Below are 17,866 nucleotides of genomic sequence, written 5' to 3' on the forward strand. Positions count from 1 at the left end.
CCCAACTGAGGATTTTAGGTTAATTTGCTTATCGGTACTAATATTGGCTTTTGTATTGGAAATGACTTTCGATATATTCTGATAAATTCTGAGTTTAGCGCGCCGGTTCACCACCATTAAATCTAACAAACCATCATTATTAAAATCTTCCAGTGCCGCACCGCGCGACCGCGAGACATCTGCGACCCCTGAAGACAACCCTACTTCATGAAAATGACCTTCGGCGTCCTGTAACAGTAGGTTATTAGGATCTTTTAACGCAGAGTCTGGCATCTGATCCACATTGCCCTTAGCAATAAATAAATCATCTAAACCATCATTGTTAACATCACCGAACTGAGCATGCCACGCTGTTGAGGGTCGGCCTTCATCCCCAAAATAAGGTCGATGCGCGATCATGCCACGCTTGAAAGCCTCATCTGTGTAGTCAGGCTTTGTTGTGTTCGGCTTTAGTACCTGAAACTTTTGATCACTCATGCTAGTGAGTAAATAATCCGGCAGACCGTCACCGGTGATATCTCGTGCAGCAATCCCCATGCCCCAAATTTTAAAGGACTGCCACCCCTCACTCTCAGTATAAAGCATTGGTTTTTTCTGGAGTTTCCACAACTGCTCATGACCATCATGTAAATAATAATGCCGGTCATTACTCACCCGAAGATCAGCTCTTCCCTGGTGCAACCAATCCGAAAACAATATGGATAAGGTACAATATCCGGGAGACAGTAATTGAGGGGTGACAAACTCACCATTCTGCCAGCGATAAAACTCATGATTGTCGCAGGCACCAAACGGGCCGTCTTCTTTTTTCCGGTCCACATAGTTACCAAATACCATCGTTGGCCCGCGTGCATCGTGCTCCCACGTTACACTAAACGCAGTAGTCCAACGGTCACTAGTCTCAAAGCCCCACTCGGCATTGGCTAAACGAAACCGACACTCTCCCAACCCTTTAAGCAGAACATTATGACCAGCCCGAAGCACGGCCAGGTCTGTTATTCCATCGCTATCAATATCAACCGGGTAAGCACCCGTGACTCCCAACAAGTCAGTCACCGGACTGTCAATCGGCGTAAAGTAGATTTGTTGAGCAGCCTTATTCATCAATAGTTTTGCAGGATTTTCACCGCCAGCAACGTAAGCATCAGCATAGCCATCATTATTACAATCAAACACAGCTACACCACCGCCTACAAAGTGCTCCCAGCCACCCGTGTATTGGTGTTCAAATGACTGCTCCTCACTAAGATCCTGAAATTTCACCTCAGAAAAATCAGCCGCAGCCATTGGGCTAACAGGTAACGCAAAAATAACTCCGGCAATACCATAACGGCTTACCAGAGCACAACTTTTTAGCAAGACTGTTGAGACCCTCAACCCGCTCAATCCACTTCAGCCCCTGGCCCAGGGATGGCATTCTCAGGTACTTTCCCCAGAATAATCATTCCCAGTACCTCATCCTTGGTCACCTCGCTAGTCCGGGCCGAACCAACTAACTTGCCATTTTTCATTACCGCCACCCGATCTGCCAGATCAAACACATCGTGGATATCATGACTTATCAGAAAGATACCAATGCCTTGCTTTTTTAGCTCCAGAATCAGCTCACTGACTTGTTTCGTTTCCTGAGGACCCAAGGCGGCTGTTGGCTCATCCATAATCAGAATCTTAGCGTTAAAGTGTACAGCGCGTGCAATTGCGACAGACTGGCGTTGGCCGCCCGACAAGGCTTTAACGGGTTCACGAAAGCGTGTGAAATTTGGATTCAGTCGCTTCATCACTTTTCGTGTTTCCGCCTCCATCGCCACATCATCCAGCGTGCCCCAGCGAGTTTGTAATTCACGCCCCAGGAACAGATTTCCAGCGGCATCAATATTGTCAGCCAGTGCCAGCGTTTGATAAATCGTTTCAATACCATATCGCTTGGCATCATGTGGCGTATTGATAATGGCCGGCTCGCCATGAATTTTTATGTCTCCACGACTGCCCCGATATGCACCGGATAGCATCTTAATCAAGGTCGACTTACCCGCTCCGTTGTGACCCAGAACGGCAACCACCTCACCGCCATATAAGTCTACATCCACACCATCAACCGCATGAATGCCACCAAATGAAATGGCCATATCACGCATTTCTACCAAAGGTACATTTTGTTGTGTTTGCATGGTGATTCCTCCTAAGCTGCACGTCGACGATAAACAATATCAATATAGACTGCGAGTATGAGTACAACTCCGACCACCATATTTTGTAAGGGTGCATCAAACCCAAGCAACACCATTCCTGATTGCAGTGACTGCATCACCAGTGCACCAAGCACTGCTCCTACAATAGTTCCAACACCGCCGTTAAGCGAGGTGCCGCCGATCACGGCTGCTGCGATGACTAATAACTCATCCAGCGTTCCTGTTGCATTGGTTGAAGCATTTAAGCGTGCTGTCGATATAGCTGATGCCAGACCACATAGCATGCCCATTACACTAAATATTGCCACTGTCATCATTCGGGTATTAATGCCGGATAACTCAGCCGCTTCAGGGTTGCCACCCTGAGCAAATACATAGCGACCAAAACGGGTACGCTTGGCAACAAAGGTCATAACAATAGCCACGCCAATCGCAATTAACACTGGAATTGGTAAGCCATAAGCAATCTGTAATCCCTCTTCCGGAACGGCAATACCATTTGCTTCAGCATAGCGTTTTGCAACCCGGGCTGGCATGTAGTAACTGTTGGCGATACCAACGATGCCCATCACGATGGTGATACCGAGACCTGCCAACACAAATTCTGCCCACATCGGTCTTAACGGAAAATCAAAACGTTTACGCTGTTGCCGTCCGGTAACTAAGCTTACTATGATTAAGACACAGCAAATAATGCCGACAATTAAGCTCGGCCAATAACCAATCGTTCCTCCATTACCACCTCCAATTAAACGGAATGTAGGATCCATTGGTGCGACGGTCTGTCCTGATGTCACCCACCACGCCGCGCCGCGCCAGACTAACAAACCACCTAGCGTCACAATAAATGCTGGTACTCCAAGAAACGCAATAATCGCTCCCTGCAAACCACCAATGAGCGCGCCAATCACTATGCCCGAAAGCAGTGCCACCAGCCAAAGTAAAATATGTCCCTGCCCCATTAAGTCAGGCAGCAGGTTAACTTGCATCACTCCTATCAACATACCAATAAAGCCCAATATCGAGCCTACTGATAAATCTATGTTTCTGGTCACAATAACAAACACCATACCAGTCGCCATAACCATGACTGAAGCACTTTGAATTGAGATATTGAATAAGTTTCTTGGTGTTATAAACGAACCACCCGATAGCACATCAAAGACGACCCAAATCGCCAACAGTGCCAGTACCATCCCTAATAATCGAACATCCAGCTCTAAGGCATTCAGGAAACGCCCTATCCGACTTGTTTTCTGTTCCATTTCAGTCTCTTAACCACTTTTTTGACAAACAAGTGGTGCAACTCTTGGTTACAACAGCTGCACCCTGACTTCTATGCTGACTGTTATCAGCAACACTAGTTAGTCACAGGCAGCAACTGCACCTGCTTTTACGCCTTGGCAAAGTTTGTCTTTAGCAATCCAACCTGCATCTACCACCACTGACAAGTTGTCTTTTGTGATGGGTACTGGCTTTAGGAATACAGAAGTCATTTCGACGCCTTTCGGCCCGCCTGAGAATTTGACCGCACCTTCGATATCAGCAAACTCAGCACCACCGGCTAACTTGATTGCGATATCAGCAGCCGCAGCGCCAAGTGCACGTGCATCTTTCCAGACTGAGACGGTTTGTGTGCCCAAGGCAACCCGGTTTAGTGCAGCATGGTCACCGTCTTGACCTGACACGGGGATATCACCATCCATTCCCTGAGCGGCAAGTGCCGCAACAACACCACCCGCTGTTCCATCATTGGAAGCGACCACAGCGTCAACCTTGTTATCGTTAGCCGTTAGAATTTGCTCCATATTTTTCTGAGCATTGGCAGGCAACCAGCCGTCGGTATAGGCCTCGCCTACCTTTTCTACCTTACCGGCGTCCATTGCTTCTTTCAGAACCTCCATCTGTCCAGAAAACAGGAAGTCAGCATTAGGGTCGGTTGGTGATCCTTTGATAAACACATAACGACCTTCCGGCTTTGCAGCGAATACTGCACGTGCCTGCATTCGACCAACTTCTTTATTATCGAAAGTCAGGTAAAAAGCGTCTTTATTTTCGATCAGACGATCATATCCAACTACCGGAATACCTTCGTCGACGGCCTTTTGCACAGCTGGACCAATGGCACTGGAGTCCTGTGCCAATATTATCAATGCATTTGCTCCGCTGGCGATCAGACTTTCAACATTAGACAGCTGTGTGCCCGGTGAAGATTGAGCGTCTGCAGAGATATACTTTGCACCGGCCTCCTCGATCACCTTTTTCATGGCCGCTTCGTCAGTTTTCCAACGTTCTTCCTGAAAATTTGACCAGCTTACGCCGATAATTGTTTCCGCCATCGCAGGCGTTATTAGTGTTGCAGATACCAAACCTGCTGTTAATAGAGTTGTCAGCTTATTCATGAGTCTCCTCCCATTTACTGATTTAAATACAATTCTTTCGAATCGGTTAAAGAAAGCGGTTCACCAGATTTTCGCAATACTCCTGACGTCCCGACTTTGGTTGAGGATCAATATTTTCACGCTCTACACGCTCGGCTATTGATTCCAGAGTTGATTCCCGGGACAACATAGCTTGAGCCACCTCGCTATCCCACCCGGCATACCGCTCGCTTACTAAGGCATTTAAGTCACCACTCTCATGCATTGCAGCTGCTGCCAGCAAGGCTCGTGCACAGGTATCCATGCCACCGATATGGCCATACAGCAGATCTGCCGGATCGGTTGATTGACGACGCAGTTTAGAATCAAAATTAAGACCGCCCGTGGTAAAACCACCGGCTTGTAAAATATAGTAGAGAGCTAGCGACATTTCCGGCACATTATTGGGGAATTGATCAGTATCCCAGCCAGATTGGTAGTCATTTCGGTTAGCATCAATAGATCCAAAGATCCCCAACGCATTAGCCGTTGCTATTTCATGCTCAAATGAGTGACCGGATAATACGGCATGACCCACTTCAATATTGACTCGCACTTCGTCTTCCAAACCGTAACGCTTAAGAAACCCATAGACTGTGGCAACATCAAAATCGTACTGGTGTTTGGTCGGCTCCTGAGGCTTTGGCTCAATCAAGATCGTGCCGTCAAAACCAATTTTATGCTTGTAATCCACAACCAGATTTAAGAAACGTCCCATCTGGTCTAACTCACGCTGCATATTGGTATTGAGCAAGGTCTCATACCCTTCGCGACCACCCCACAACACATAATTCTGGCCATTTAGCTTATGTGTCACATCAAGCGCATTCTTTACCTGAGCTGCACTGTAAGCAAACACATCCGGGTCCGGATTGGTTGAGGCACCGGCCATAAAACGTCGGTGCGAGAAAAGGTTAGCAGTGCCCCACAATAGATTGACACCCGTTTCCTGCATCTTCTCAGCAAACAAATCCGTGATGACCTGAACATTGCGGTTAGATTCTGCCAATGTGGCCCCTTCAGGGGCGATATCCCGATCATGGAAAGAGAAATATGGCACGCCTAACAGGCTGAACATTTCAAAAGCCACTTCTGCTTTTAACCTGGCCCCGGCCATGGCATCAGACTGACCAATCCATGGACGATCCATCGTATTCATGCCAAAAGGATCGACACCATCCCAACAAAAGGTATGCCAGTAACAAACCGCAAAGCGTAAGTGCTGCTCCATGGTTTTCCCCATCACCACACGACCCGGATCGTAATAACGATAAGCCAAAGGGTTGCTCGACGCCGGCCCCTCGAATTTAATCGGGCTTATATCTCCAAAGAATTCACTCATAATTTATATCGCCTCTTTTAATGCAGGATAGAGTGCTTGATACCGCTCATAATTCTGCTGATATTGCGCTTGTAACGCTGATATTGGTTCGATCACACGCTCTATCTCGGGCGTGTGGCATATTTGTTCAGGATCAACCCCATTTGCTGCACACAATCCAAGTCGGGCCGCACCAAAGGCGGCTCCTAACTCACTACCTTTAGGTAATAGCAGTGGACGATCTATCACTGTTGCGATGATTTTTAACCAGTGGTCGGACTGAGCACCACCACCCACAGCGAATGCGGCATCAAAGTCCGTTCCGGCTTGTCTCAAAGCGGCCTGATTATCTTTAAAAGCAAATGCCACTCCTTCCAGCACCATGCGGCTTAGGCTCTTCAAGTCATGCGAATGATTGAGGCCTGCAAATGCGCCTCGTGCTGATGCGTCGTTGTGCGGTGTTCGTTCACCACCTAAATAAGGTAAAAACGTCCCCTCTGAAATGGGTATTGGTACATCACCTAAGTCATCCGTGAGCTGCGCTGCTGACTTGCCACTAATGCCGGATAACCATTGCAAACTATCCGTTGCACTTAAGATAACCCCCATTTGATGCCAGGTATTTGGTACCGCATGGCCAAAAGCGTGCACAGCACTTTGGGTGTTGGGCGAAAACGTGTCATTGCAAACAAACAGCACGCCAGAAGTCCCCAAGGAAATAAATGCCTTAGCGGCTGATACTGTGCCCATGCCACAGGCTGCTGCAGCGTTGTCTCCAGCCCCCCCAGCGACTACTACGTTCTGTTGGATACCCCATTTTTGTTGTAATTCATTGCGTAGCTCGCCTGATACGTCACTACCTTCCACCAGAGATGGCATCTCTTTCCGAGTTAGTCCTGTCGCTCCGAGCAACTCATCTGACCAGTCTCTTTTCGCCACATTTAGCCACAGTGTTCCTGATGCGTCAGAGATATCAGAAACATATTCTCCGGTTAGACGAAGGCGTAAATAGTCTTTTGGTAACAGTACTTTGGCAACCTGACCGAATATTTCAGGTTCCTGTTCCTGAACCCATAACAATTTGGGCGCTGTGAATCCGGGCATGGCAATATTGCCAGACAGTTCACGACTATCAGGACAGTTTGCTTCTAATCGACGACATTGTGCTTCAGAGCGTGAGTCATTCCAAAGGATAGCCGGGCGCAACACCTTGTCATTTTTATCCAGCAGGGTTGCTCCATGCATTTGCCCGGATAGCCCAATTCCCTTAACTTGGCTGAGCGCCTGAGGATGTGAGTCTTTTAACTGATCTAAGGTATCGCAGGTTGCTTGCCACCAGCTCTCGGGGTCTTGCTCAGACCACCCACTATGAGGCCTGCTTATCTGCAAAGCTGAACTGGTGCTGGCTAGCACCTGCTGGTCGTCATCCATTAAAACTGACTTGACTGACGATGTTCCGAGATCAATACCCAGATACATGATTTACGTACCTCATTATATATTCAATAATATTCTTAGTAAGCACATCACACAATACTTACCAGTGTTCCGTGATTACTCTTTAATCCGGCATATTATCCCGTAGAAAAATATCAATACGGATGCGTTCCTGACTCTCCAGAAAAGAGCGGCCATCTGCGTAAGCACGCACTAACCGAATCGCACTTCTCACCTGATGAGGTGGGTCTTGATGAATAATGGCATCAAACGCCCCGCCTCTGAGTGCCTCCTTAGAATCATCAGTTAAGTCATGCGCCACAACCCGAACCTGACCGTCACGTTTATGTCGCTTCAATGATGCCAGTAGACCTTGTTTGGCAGCACCAATATTGTAAATGCCCAATAAGTCAGGATGCTCAACCAATAACTCATCAACGATCTTTTCAGCCACCGTGTTGTCATCATTGCTTTCCATTGATGGAACAAGCGTGATACCCGGAAATTCTGTTCTGATCACCTGCTCAAAACCAAGACGGCGATCCACGTGATCCCGCAACAGCATCGATCCGACGATTACTGCTACTTTACCACCGGCCGGATAGACAAACCGCCCCAGTAAACTCCCCGCAGTTCTGCCTGCAGCTGTGTTATCGATACCAACAAAGTGAGCACGTGCTGAGGAAGGAATATCAGAGATTAGTGTAATTGGAATGACACCACGATCAGCTAAGCGCTTTATTGCTTGCTTAACCTGAGGTGCATCGGTCGCTATGAACACGACGCCGGTAAATTCTTCTGCTGAAATAGCATCCAGCGCATCAACTAATGAAACACCATTAAATGGCAATATATCGCGGACTTTTATGAAGGTACGCTGCTGACGCTCAACCGACACACTACTTTCTACTTCAGCGCGTAACTCTTGCATAAATGCACTATCACCGCTTGGTAAAAGAAAACAAATACGATACTCCCGTCGCTTGGCAAGGTTGGCTGCGTGCTGATCACGCGTAAAACCAATCTTCTCTACTGCTGCATGCACTCGCTCAATGGTGGCGGCTTTTACTCCCGGACGCGCATTCAGAACGCGATCGACAGTCGCTAAGCTAACCTTAGCTTCTGCAGCAACATCGTGTACGGTAACTCGTTTCATTTCTCCTCCATGACTATTACCTTATTATATAAAATGATGTACGTAAATCATTTTATGAAATTAATTCAGATTGGTGTGGCTTCAGTTATACTGTGCGCCCTTCTTAGCGTTATCCGGTATCTTGCCATGTCTCAGGTTTTTGCAGTCCTGTTCCCGGTATTTTCGATCATATTAATCGGCTACCTCTACGGTCGATGGCGTCCGAGTGATATCGGCACCGTGAACCGTATGAATATCGACGTATTTGTACCAGCACTAGTGATCGACTCATTAGTCGCAAATGATTTCGATTTGATGTCCTACAAATGGTTGGTACTGGCTGGATTATTGGTCGTATTGTTGTCAGGGGTTTTCGCCGTCATGTTCGCCGATACGATGAAAATCGATCGTGCCGTATTTGTGCCTTCCATGATGTTTAATAATTGCGGGAATATGGGCCTCCCAATTGCCGTACTAGCATTCGGGCCTAATGCATTGCCGGCGGCATTGGTGTTGTTTCTGGCGAGTAATACACTGCACTTTACACTCGGCACGCGGATTGTCGGGGGGAAAATCTCATGGATTCAATTGCTCACCATGCCAATTAATATGGCGACTATCATTGGCCTCACGCTCAGTTTCACCCATGTCACAGTGCCTGAGTCTGTCATGTTACCGATTCACATGCTGGGACAGATTTGTATCCCGCTGATGTTATTTACACTGGGTATCCGTATGTTAAGTGTTGATTTGTCTGCCTGGCGTATTGGTATGTACGCTGCCATCGTCCGTCCGTTAGCAGGCTTAATTCCGGCAATCGCACTGATTTGGGTGCTGCCACTAGATCTTGTGCAACAGCAGCAATTATTGTTGTTCTCTATTTTACCGCCTGCCGTGCTCAATTACATGATCGCGGAGCGCTATAATAAAGAACCTGTCAATGTTGCTTCGATGGTTGTGGTTGGAAATGCCAGCTCCATTATCACCTTGTTTGCGATGCTCTATTATCTGAACAATGCGGCATAACCAGGGGTGAGGCGTACTCTGTAAGAAATGAGTACGCTTGCTGTTATTAGGTGTATTTAGCTGCTATTTCACCCGTGTTATGATGCCCTCCCACATTAAGTGCGACATCACTTTATTGGTAGTGCATACAAGCTGCCACTGCAGATATTCTGCTATAGAAACATTGTTTTTATACAAGCAAGTCCATGAAATATAACCCCCTGTGCACATTGCAGAGGGTCTCAGGAAAACAGCTATCATGAGCAAAGCATTACAAATAACCAATCTCAGCAAAACCTATGGCAACGGCTTTACCGCGCTGAAAGGCGTGAGCTTATCCGTTGAGAAAGGCGACTTCTTTGCCCTACTAGGGGCAAATGGCGCAGGTAAATCGACCATGATTGGCATTATTTCTTCATTGGTCAATAAGACCTCTGGTGAAGTGAATATCCATGGTTTCGACTTGGACACACAACGCAGTGAGGCCAAGGCAATGATTGGTTTGGTTCCTCAGGAATTCAATTTCAATGTATTCGAACCAGTTGAAGAAATACTACTCAATCAAGCGGGCTATTACGGTGTTGGCCGAAGTGAAGCGAAGGTTCGTGCCAAGCAATTGCTGGAGCAACTAGAGCTTTGGGATAAGCGCAAGAATATGGCCAGTGAGCTATCCGGTGGTATGAAGCGGCGCTTGATGATTGCCCGTGCATTGATTCACCGCCCGCAGCTATTAATTCTGGATGAGCCAACGGCTGGGGTTGATATCGAGATTCGCCGTTCTATGTGGGATTTTCTCAAGAAGCTCAATGAAGCAGGCATTACAATTATTCTGACCACGCATTATCTTGAAGAAGCAGAGAACCTGTGCCGCAACATTGCAATTATCAATAAGGGCGACATTGTTGAGAATACTAGTATGAAAGCGCTGCTATCTCACCTGCAGACCGAGACTTTCATTCTTGACCTGAAAGAACCGCTTGATGCGCTCCCAGAAACGGATGAGTTTATTCTGCGACAAATCGACGCAAGCACCTTGGAGGTTGAGTTGAACAAAGATCACTCCATCAACCGCATATTCGAGGTGCTGAATACTCACGGTATTCGTGTGAGCAGTCTGCGTAACAAGACGAACCGATTGGAAGAACTGTTCATTGAACTGGTACAACAGAGTAACCACGATACAACGCAGGAGGTATCAGCATGACGTTAACTGATCAAATGACAGCGCTGAAAACCATTTTAATTAAAGAAGTTCTGCGTTTCTCACGCATCTGGGTACAAACCATACTCCCACCTGCCATTACCATGGCACTGTATTTTGTTATTTTTGGCAAGCTGATCGGAAGCGCGATTGATACCAGTGCAACCGATGGTTATAGCTATATTGACTACATCGTACCCGGCTTGATTATGATGTCCGTTATTACCAACTCTTATTCCAATGTTGTGTCGTCGTTTTACAGCGCAAAGTATCAAGGACATATACAAGAGTTACTGGTCTCACCGACACCTAACACCATTATCCTGATTGGGTTTATCGGTGGTGGCGTGATACGCGGATTAATGGTCGGCGCTATTGTCACGCTGGTATCTCTGTTCTTTACCGATATGGATGTACAGCATCCATTTCTTACCGTTATCACCCTATTCCTGACGTCGGTACTGTTTGCAACAGCGGGCTTGATCAATGCGGTATATGCGAAATCATTTGATGATATCAGCATCGTTCCGGTATTCGTATTGACGCCACTAACCTATTTGGGTGGTGTATTCTACTCAATCAAACTGTTATCGCCGTTCTGGCAAACCATGTCATTAGTTAATCCGGTACTGTATATGGTTAACGGCTTCCGCTATGGCATCCTGGGTGTGTCAGACATCAGTATCTATATTAGCTTGGCCATCATTCTGATCTTCATTGTGATCTTATTCAGTATCGCTTACTTCTTACTGGATAAGGGAGTCGGTATCCGCAGTTGACCCCATGGTTTGATTATCCGACGTTTGATTGTAGTGAAAAACATGCAGTCGTTATTGGTGCGGGTATTGCCGGCTGCCAAATGACGTGGCATTTATCTCAGCTTGGTTGGCGGGTTACTCTTGTCGAGCAAGCAGGTAACATAAGCAGTCAGGCATCGGGAAACCTAGCTGGTGTCATCTCACCGAAACTCACTGCTCAGGCAAGCGAGTCTGAGCAGTTCTATACAGATGCATTTACGTATACCACGGAGCAACTCAGGCAGCTCATCTCATTAGGTGCTGCTATCGATTGGCATGCCTGTGGTCTGTTGCAGCTTGCTCATAATGATCGTGAGCTTAAACGCTGGAATGCTCTCAAAGCCCGCGACTTTGCTGAGAACTTTATTCAATTGCTTGATAAAGAAAGCACTGCTGAGATCGCTGGCATCGTTTGTGATTACCCTGCAAGTTATTTCCCAAAAGCTGGCTTTATAAACCCAGCGTCTTTTTGTCAGGCCCTGCTTGCGAACAGCCAACATCAACTTATCCAATCTACCGAAGTCACTCAACTCAGACGAGACACCAATAAGCAACATTGGGAGATCATTGGTGACGAGCAAGCAGTCATTGCCTCTGCAGAGGCTGTCGTGATTTGTAATGGTCAAAATCTCAATCAGTTTTCACAAAGTTACTCTATACCACTGAGTAATGTACTGGGACAAACCAGCTTAGCAAAGTCATCTACACCTCATGAGTTAAAATGCGTTATGGGACATGAAGGCTATCTCACACCGACTTATGATGGAGTGAATGTTTTTGGGGCTACTTATGAACGAGACTATGCAGAGATCAGTCTCAGTACGGATGCTGATCAACGCAATTTCTCACAACTCAAACAATACTTACCGGAATGGTCCGAAACGATCGTGTCTTATGAAAGTGGTCATGCTGCGGTTCGACCTGCAACACCAGACCGTTATCCTTTTGCGGGTGCTGTCCCAGAAACCAGTCAGTACATCAAAGACTATACTGATCTGAAGCACGGACGTGCCTCTCAGCGCTTCCCAAAAGCTACCTATCATCATGGTTTATTTTTATTAGGTGGACTTGGATCAAGAGGACTAACCACCAGCGGCTATTGCGCTCATTTGCTTAGCCAGTTAATGAATAATCAGCTAACTATTGAGCAAGGTGAGTTACTCAATAAACTACACCCCGCCCGCTTTTTGATTCGGCAAATAAAGCGTGGAGAACTCTAGCTGTATATACTCACAGGTCTTATGTATAAAGCTACCTGCCTGACCTGACCACACAGCCCCCCATTCAAACACTGCACCTTCATAACGACAGGAGACAGTAGTTAAACCAGTCTTATCGTTAAGCTAAACCTCGTGCAAGATCGTCACGAATATCTTCAAACGTCTCTAAACCTACTGATACCCGCAACAAGTTATCGGAGATCCCAGACTCCGCTCGCTGTTCATCACTAAGGCGCCCATGGGTGGTGGATGCAGGATGTGTGATGGTACTTTTTGCATCGCCTAGATTAGCCGTAATGGAGATCATTTTCGTACTATCGACAACATGCCAACACGCTTCACGACCACCAATTACCTCAAACGATACAATGCCACCAAAACCACTCTGTTGTCGCTTAGCCAGATCATGCTGAGGGTGATTTTCTAATCCGGGGTAATATACCTTAGATACTTTAGGGTGGGCCGATAACCACTGAGCAAGTTTCGACGCATTTTCACAGTGTGCTCTCATGCGTAGCCCTAGAGTCTCAAGTCCCTTATGGAAAACCCAGGCATTGAATGGACTCATCACCATGCCACCTGAACGCAGAACACCAGCAACCTCTTTAGCAACCAACTCTTCACCGCCAACAACCGCACCACCCAAACAGCGTCCCTGTCCATCAAGATACTTAGTCGCAGAATGGATCACCAAGTCAGCCCCAAGGCTTAATGGTCGTTGTAATGCAGGTGTGCAGAAACAATTGTCTATCGCTAACAAGGCATCATTGTTATGGGCAATGTCCGCCAATTCTTTGATATCAACAATTTCGGTGAGCGGATTTGAAGGTGTCTCTGCAAATAATAATCGCGTATTGCTACCGACTGCTGCACGCCACTGGTCAAGATCAGTCAGATCAACAAAGCTAACATCGATGCCAAACTTTTCAATGTAATTGTTAAACAAAACCGTCGTAGTCCCAAATACCGAACGTGAACAAACAATGTGGTCCCCTGTTTTTAGCAATGCTAATACAACAGCCAGTATCGCTGACATTCCAGAAGACGTAGCTACACAAGCCTCACCACCTTCTAATGTGGCTAGTCGTTCCTGAAAATAGGCAACGGTAGGATTCGTCATGCGCGCATAAATATTACCGGGTTGATCACCGGCAAATTTAGCCGCCGCTTCTGCCGCGCTATTAAATACAAAACTGGAGGTTGGGAAAATCGCTTCGCTATGCTCTTGTTCGTTTGTGCGCTCGTGGCCACTACGGATAGCTAAGGTTTCAAAGTGTAATTCGTCATTCATTTTCTAAGTACCTGTCTGTAAAGCGGGCACAAAAAAACCCGCAATAGAAACTAAAGCAGGCATATTGCCCTCTTTAGCTGAATTTATAGTGCGCCCGCAAGCTGTGTATCAAATCGGCGCATTAAGATAGTTAGAATAGAACGCTACAGTCTCTGGGTCAATTGCTTATCCATAACTTTTGTTAGTCTGAGCGTCCACGAAAGCGATCCATCAATCGACGCTCACGTTTATTGGGCTTGTGTGTAGGGTGTTTTATATTGGCTGCTTGCAAGCGATTTAACTCGTGCTGTGCCTCACGTTGCTGAACACTCTCTTCTGTTTCTTCGTACAGCAATACCGCTTCTTTTGCAGGGCGACGCTTATCATTAATACCCCTCACAAAGACATGATAACGATCCATTCCCCGGGTGATATTCAATTCATCATCCTCACGAACGACCCGCGAGGGCTTCACCCGCACACCATTGAGATGTACTTTACCGCCGCTGATTGCTTCAACCGCTAAGGCACGGGTTTTAAAAAAACGTGCTGCCCAAAGCCATTTATCTAAACGTAGCTCGTTCAGTTCTTTACTTCTAGTGGCCATTCTACAATCCTGTCTTCTAAATCTTCATCCTCAAGATCCCGCTCAAACACAACGCGCTTTATTGCGGAATTACCGGTAGCGTGTACCCTATTTTTATCACGACACACCAAATGATGCCAGCTGGCTAATCCTAAGCCCTGTTGCAAACGTCGATAACTGCAACTCGGCGGCATCCAATTTAAGGCATCAAGGTTTTGCGGGGCTAATTGCACACAGTCAGGAACACGTAATAAGCGATTCTTATAGTCGGCACACTGGCAAGCATCGCCGTCAAACAAGTGACAGGCTACATCAGTGTAATAAATCTCTCCCCCATCTTCCTCTTCATCCTGCAACTTAATCAGGCAACACTTACCGCATCGGTCACAGATTTGCTCCCATTGCTCATCCGACATGGCTTGCAACGGTGTGATTTCCCACCACTTCTCTGCCATTACTTTTCTCCTCTAAGCTTTTGTAGCTCAGCATCAGATTTTCTATCTTTTTCCAACGCTCGTACCAGCCTAGAGAATTCTTTTGGAGAAGTGTAGTAAAAGGTCTCCTTACCTTCTTTATCCCAGAGCACTACGGTACCTTTGCTCTTAAAATAACGATACTCTGCGCTATCTGTTACTTTCTTGATGGAGTCCGGCTCACCGAAAAATTCAATCTGTTTCTGTTCATAATTGGCAATAGGTATGTACATGAATCGCCATACTCGAAGCCCTAACGCCTGCGTTAGCTGCGCGTCATTTAGACTGTATTGCCAATAATTGTTTGGCGTAGGCTTGCGTCCTGTAGCCGATGCTAATATAGATTCCAGCAAAGCATCTGGCGCATCCAGCTCAGCAACTAAACGCGCATCAAACTTGCCAATCTTAGTTTTCCCCAAGTACGCTTCTAGCAACAAGGTGTTATCTGGCTTTTGAAACAATCGGACATCCGCAAGTTCTTGAAAGTGCATTGCAAATTCACTCAGCGTTGCCTCTCCCGGGTGAATACCGAACACCTCGGTTACACCAGTGCTGTCGCTTTGGATCATCCATGGCAATTGACGACTCTCAACTGAAGAAGTACTGCTATTGCACGATGCAATGACAAAACAGGTCAAACATATGAACAAAGTTTTCATTAATGATAGTTATGAATTTCTTTAAATTTAGGATTAAGAATGTGAATTCAATTATACTTGACGCATACGTCATATCGCCCGGTAACATCTCTCACTCTAAGGAAATAACACTGTAGTCACCCAGGCGGTTAAATATGGTCGCAATATACACTAACTCAGGAGTCTAAAATGAGCACGAACGATACCGTAACGATAACGGATAATGCAACGGGCAAACAGGTTGAACTACCAATACTTAGACCAACTACTGGTAATGCTACAATTGATATCAGCCGCTTACCGAAAGAGCTGGGCTATTTCACTTACGACCCTGGCTTCGTTGCGACTGCGAGTTGTCACAGTGCAATTACGTATTTAGATGGAGACAAAGGCGTACTTGAGTACCGTGGCTACCCTATCGAACAGCTTGCAGAAAAAAGTAGCTTTTTAGAAGTTTGCTACCTGCTGTTTCATGGTGAACTACCAAACGAAAAAGAGCTGACTGACTTCGATCAAATCATTACCACTCATACAATGCTGAATGAGCAGATGAAGCGTTTCTACAGCGGATTCCGCCGTGATGCTCACCCTATGGCAACCATGGTAGGTGTAGTTGGCGCACTTTCTGCTTTCTATCATCACGATGAAGATATCCATGACCCTAAACATCGTATGATCACCGCGCACCGCTTGATTGCCAAGATGCCAACCATCGCTGCATGGAGCTATCGCTATGCAAATGGTCAGCCAATGGTATACCCAAAGAATTCTTTGGATTACTCAAGCAACTTCTTATACATGATGTTCTCAATGCCTACCGAGGAATACACTCCAGATCCTCTGTTTGTAAAAGCACTAGAATTGTTACTCATTCTTCATGCTGATCATGAGCAGAATGCGTCAACATCGACTGTTCGCTTAGCTGGTAGCTCAGGTGCAAATCCATTTGCAGCTCTGTCAGCGGGTATTGCTTCATTATGGGGGCCTGCACATGGTGGTGCTAACGAAGCAGTTATTCGTATGCTTCAGGACATTGTTGATTCAGATAATGATGTTGCACATTACGTTGCTCGCGCAAAGGACAAAGACGATCGTTTCCGTTTGATGGGCTTCGGTCACAGAGTTTATAAAAACTTTGATCCACGTGCAGTAATCATTCGGAAAACGTGCCTTGAGCTACTTGAACAACTAGGCCCTGACAATCAATATCAGGAGCTTTTTGATACTGCTAAAGAGCTTGAAGAAATTGCACTAGCGGATGAATACTTCGTAAAACGAAACCTTTATCCAAACGTTGATTTCTATTCGGGTATTATTTTGTTAGCAATGGGTATACCATTGAATATGTTTACCGTAATTTTTGCTATGGCAAGAACTGTTGGTTGGATTTCTCACTGGAATGAGATGATCGCGGATGACGATTTCCGAATTGGCCGCCCAAGACAATTGTACTTAGGGTCTGAGCCACGGGACTATGTCGAAATTGAAAACAGATAATAAGAGGATGGACTATGTTTGATAATATGACTATGGGTAACGCTGTTACTGCACTTACAGGACTAATGGTTCTTATTAGTGTTATATTGATTAGATTACTAGGTGATTTCTTCATCATTTTACCTATTATCATTGGTGTACTTAGTGCTCAAGCGGCATTTACTGGCTTTTGCCCAATGGCCATTCTTTTAAAAAAGTACAACTTGGTTAAGTAAGTCGCTAGACATCTACTATTAAACAAATAAATAAAGCGCCTTTGAGGCGCTTTATTTTTGTCTCGAGTTTTTATGAGAGCAATTGTTAGTTTTGTTTTACTGTTATAACTCTCAGCTTAATTACAAATACAGCCTACCCCACATACCTTATCTGATGTTTATCCTATGACAAGAGCACATGCTGCTTACACCGGCACTTGAATAGTAATTTGGTTTACAGTCACAGTAGATCTGACGATCAACCCTATCGACCTACTGATTGTTTGGATGTTTGGCTTTGCATTTGGTAGTTGGTAGTTGGTAGTTGGTAGTTGGTAGTTGGTAGTTGGTCGTTGGTCGTTGGTCGTTGGTCGTTGGTCGTTGGTCGTTGGTCAAGAGACTGTGCTCAGACAAGTAGTTCAGATAATGGCTAACACGCTGACTACCAAGCATCCCGCCCTGCGCCATGCTCTGTCATCTATT

17 protein-coding genes are annotated in these 17,866 nt (G+C 46.1%); 6 read left to right on the forward strand and 11 right to left on the reverse strand.

Annotated elements, in window-relative coordinates; translation table 11 throughout:
- From DKW60_RS10320 to DKW60_RS10350, 7 genes are all read right to left on the reverse strand, one after another.
- On the reverse strand, positions 1-1,359 hold a 1,359-nt coding region (locus tag DKW60_RS10320; protein WP_146203468.1), incomplete at its 3' end, for an FG-GAP repeat domain-containing protein.
- 23 nt (positions 1,360-1,382) lie between these two features.
- A complete protein-coding gene (locus DKW60_RS10325; RefSeq protein WP_109837579.1) occupies positions 1,383-2,168 on the reverse strand; it encodes an ATP-binding cassette domain-containing protein in 786 nt (261 codons plus the stop codon).
- 11 nt (positions 2,169-2,179) lie between these two features.
- Complete coding sequence (locus DKW60_RS10330) at positions 2,180-3,454, reverse strand: sugar ABC transporter permease (protein ID WP_109837580.1); 1,275 nt, start codon at positions 3,452-3,454, stop codon at positions 2,180-2,182.
- A 99-nt stretch (positions 3,455-3,553) separates the two neighbouring features.
- Positions 3,554-4,591 (reverse strand): D-xylose ABC transporter substrate-binding protein, encoded by a 1,038-nt coding sequence (xylF, locus tag DKW60_RS10335; RefSeq protein ID WP_109837581.1) that lies wholly within the window; start codon positions 4,589-4,591, stop codon positions 3,554-3,556.
- A 46-nt stretch (positions 4,592-4,637) separates the two neighbouring features.
- Entirely contained in the window at positions 4,638-5,951 is a 1,314-nt protein-coding gene (gene xylA / locus DKW60_RS10340) for a xylose isomerase (protein ID WP_219988709.1), read from the reverse strand.
- A gap of 3 nt (positions 5,952-5,954) precedes the next feature.
- The gene (gene xylB / locus DKW60_RS10345; RefSeq protein WP_109837583.1) at positions 5,955-7,409 is read right to left on the reverse strand and encodes a xylulokinase; all 1,455 of its coding nucleotides are present in this window, start codon (positions 7,407-7,409) and stop codon (positions 5,955-5,957) included.
- 82 nt (positions 7,410-7,491) lie between these two features.
- Complete coding sequence (locus tag DKW60_RS10350; RefSeq protein ID WP_109837584.1) at positions 7,492-8,523, reverse strand: LacI family DNA-binding transcriptional regulator; 1,032 nt, start codon at positions 8,521-8,523, stop codon at positions 7,492-7,494.
- A gap of 54 nt (positions 8,524-8,577) precedes the next feature.
- On the opposite strand from DKW60_RS10350, the gene DKW60_RS10355 reads away from it, so the two are divergent.
- The 4 genes from DKW60_RS10355 (at position 8,578) to mnmC1 (ending at position 12,725) form a co-directional block, all read left to right on the forward strand.
- Positions 8,578-9,528 carry an AEC family transporter gene (locus tag DKW60_RS10355; RefSeq protein ID WP_181389650.1) on the forward strand — a complete coding sequence of 317 codons (951 nt, stop codon included), beginning with the start codon at positions 8,578-8,580 and terminating at the stop codon, positions 9,526-9,528.
- A gap of 238 nt (positions 9,529-9,766) precedes the next feature.
- A complete protein-coding gene (locus DKW60_RS10360; protein ID WP_109837586.1) occupies positions 9,767-10,711 on the forward strand; it encodes an ABC transporter ATP-binding protein in 945 nt (314 codons plus the stop codon).
- Complete coding sequence (locus DKW60_RS10365; protein ID WP_109837587.1) at positions 10,708-11,487, forward strand: ABC transporter permease; 780 nt, start codon at positions 10,708-10,710, stop codon at positions 11,485-11,487. Before DKW60_RS10360 ends, DKW60_RS10365 begins: the two co-directional genes overlap by 4 nt.
- Positions 11,484-12,725 carry an FAD-dependent 5-carboxymethylaminomethyl-2-thiouridine(34) oxidoreductase MnmC1 gene (mnmC1, locus tag DKW60_RS10370; protein WP_109837588.1) on the forward strand — a complete coding sequence of 414 codons (1,242 nt, stop codon included), beginning with the start codon at positions 11,484-11,486 and terminating at the stop codon, positions 12,723-12,725. The genes DKW60_RS10365 and mnmC1 overlap by 4 nt, the downstream gene beginning before the upstream one ends.
- Positions 12,726-12,843: 118 nt before the next feature.
- Here mnmC1 and DKW60_RS10375 read toward each other — a convergent pair whose 3' ends face one another.
- The 4 genes from DKW60_RS10375 to DKW60_RS10390 form a co-directional block, all read right to left on the reverse strand.
- Positions 12,844-14,016 carry an O-succinylhomoserine sulfhydrylase gene (locus tag DKW60_RS10375; protein ID WP_109837589.1) on the reverse strand — a complete coding sequence of 391 codons (1,173 nt, stop codon included), beginning with the start codon at positions 14,014-14,016 and terminating at the stop codon, positions 12,844-12,846.
- Between the two features lie 181 nt (positions 14,017-14,197).
- Positions 14,198-14,602, reverse strand: a complete 405-nt coding sequence (locus tag DKW60_RS10380; protein ID WP_181389651.1) for an RNA-binding S4 domain-containing protein — start codon at positions 14,600-14,602, stop codon at positions 14,198-14,200.
- A complete protein-coding gene (locus tag DKW60_RS10385; RefSeq protein WP_109837590.1) occupies positions 14,578-15,036 on the reverse strand; it encodes a YcgN family cysteine cluster protein in 459 nt (152 codons plus the stop codon). The genes DKW60_RS10380 and DKW60_RS10385 overlap by 25 nt, the downstream gene beginning before the upstream one ends.
- Positions 15,036-15,632, reverse strand: a complete 597-nt coding sequence (locus DKW60_RS10390; protein WP_146203469.1) for a hypothetical protein — start codon at positions 15,630-15,632, stop codon at positions 15,036-15,038. Before DKW60_RS10390 ends, DKW60_RS10385 begins: the two co-directional genes overlap by 1 nt.
- A gap of 249 nt (positions 15,633-15,881) precedes the next feature.
- On the opposite strand from DKW60_RS10390, the gene DKW60_RS10395 reads away from it, so the two are divergent.
- Entirely contained in the window at positions 15,882-17,189 is a 1,308-nt protein-coding gene (locus DKW60_RS10395; protein WP_109837592.1) for a citrate synthase, read from the forward strand.
- A gap of 14 nt (positions 17,190-17,203) precedes the next feature.
- Entirely contained in the window at positions 17,204-17,404 is a 201-nt protein-coding gene (locus DKW60_RS10400) for a YgaP-like transmembrane domain (RefSeq protein WP_219988710.1), read from the forward strand.
- The last annotated feature ends 462 nt before the right edge of the window (positions 17,405-17,866 follow it).

It is taken from the genome of Leucothrix pacifica (genome assembly GCF_003172875.1).
Lineage (GTDB): Bacteria > Pseudomonadota > Gammaproteobacteria > Thiotrichales > Thiotrichaceae > Leucothrix > Leucothrix pacifica.